3 protein-coding genes are annotated in these 1,597 nt (G+C 28.2%); all 3 read left to right on the forward strand.

Going from position 1 to position 1,597, the window contains the following annotated elements; all coding sequences use genetic code 11:
* A partial coding sequence (locus RBH29_RS17595; protein ID WP_306698315.1) for a hypothetical protein occupies positions 1–485 on the forward strand: 485 nt, incomplete at its 5' end.
* Positions 486–501: 16 nt separating this feature from the next.
* Positions 502–870, forward strand: coding sequence for a hypothetical protein (locus RBH29_RS17600; protein ID WP_306698316.1), 369 nt, complete (start codon positions 502–504; stop codon positions 868–870).
* A gap of 425 nt (positions 871–1,295) precedes the next feature.
* Positions 1,296–1,597: hypothetical protein (locus RBH29_RS17605; RefSeq protein ID WP_306698317.1), on the forward strand; the 302-nt coding region annotated here is incomplete at its 3' end.

The following is a 1,597-nucleotide window of genomic DNA, read 5'->3' on the forward strand; positions in this document are numbered from 1 at the left end:
CAGCTGTAATACTGATACTATCTTATGCAGGTGAAAATATAATAAGAAGTATAGAAGAGGGCGAGTATCCAACAGCACTTGAGATAGTAACCCATTTAACAGCACAAATTATACTTTCAAAATTTTTAGGTCCATATATTAATAAAACAATTATTTCAGGTAAGGGAACGGGTGGGAATGAAATACTTTTTAAGACAGGGACAAGAGTAGATGCAATGAAATCAGTGGATAATTTACCAAAAGGAATTAAGAATAGTGCAACAAAATTCTTTAAGGATAAAGCCACTAACAAATATACGGATTTTATTGTGGAAAAATTAACTGGTGGTAATTATATGCTGAAAATGACTAAACCAGGCAATGTTCCAGGATCTAAAGCTATATATTATAAAAAAGTTAGTCCTTGTGGAAAAACTTTGGATGTATTTAAAGAGACTTATGATCCATCAGGAAATCTAGTACACAACAAGAATAAAATTAATTAGAGTAGGAGAAATGTATATGCATATTAATTATGTGAAATTAAAAGAGTTTCGAGATTTGAAAATTAGAAAGAGTGAAATATGTGACTTAGATAAAATTGATATATTTAATGCAATTATAGACAAAGGCAAGCCAGTAATTATACACCCATATAACATCATTAAGTTATTGAACGAATTTAGAGAGAATAAACTATCAGAAGAACACTTGTTAGAGTGGGTTAATACTATAATGTTTACAGATTTATTTCGGTATAATGATAAATTTAGGGATAGCATAGCAAGTGTAATAAGCGAACTTGAAGAAATTGATGAAGAAGGAAAAGAACTAACTTATGATAAAATAAAAAAATACATTTATGCTTTAGAAAATAATATTGAAATTTAAAATATAGTTATTTGCAAAAAGCAAATGGATGTAATGATTGAAAGGACGGATAAGGGTCAAGTATGGATGATTTTTCTTGCTTGCCTTTAATCAATGCTGGTTTATTACTTTTTCTTTAATTATATCATTGGGATTTATGGTATAATTGTGTAAAATTCTGTTTTAATAGTAGGGGTCATGAAGTTTTAATTTCACAAATTGTTAATGGAACGGGTGGGAATGTAAATCAAAAACCTTCTAAGATATTTAGTGGCAGAGGTGGATATAGATTTGGAAAACCTGGAAAGGTTCATAGAAGCTTGTTACCGTGGAAGTTTGGAGAGGAAATAACTCCGAAAGAATAAATAAAGGGTGTTGATTAAATTGAAAATATATTATGAAGAAGTAAAAAAAGCATAAGTGCTATTGGAATTAGAAATATCGATGTGGATGATACTGAATGCGTAAAAATACTAAAAAAAATAATACAAAAGCTTACGGTGGGTGAAAAATACTATTTTGAGTTTATGAGAGAAGAAGATGATTTTTTATCTTTTAAAGAAATTGAGAAGTATAGAATTGAGATTCCAAAATACTTTGAGCAAAATGGAAAATATGAAATAAAATCTAAGTTAGATGAAAGCAGATTTAAAACTATTGCATGTATACCATTATATGAAAATGTATATGATAAAATAATATTATTTTGGAAGTATTTTTACGGTATGATGTTTTTTACACCTAATAA

This window comes from Herbivorax alkaliphila (assembly GCF_030848475.1).
Lineage (GTDB): Bacteria > Bacillota > Clostridia > Acetivibrionales > Acetivibrionaceae > Herbivorax.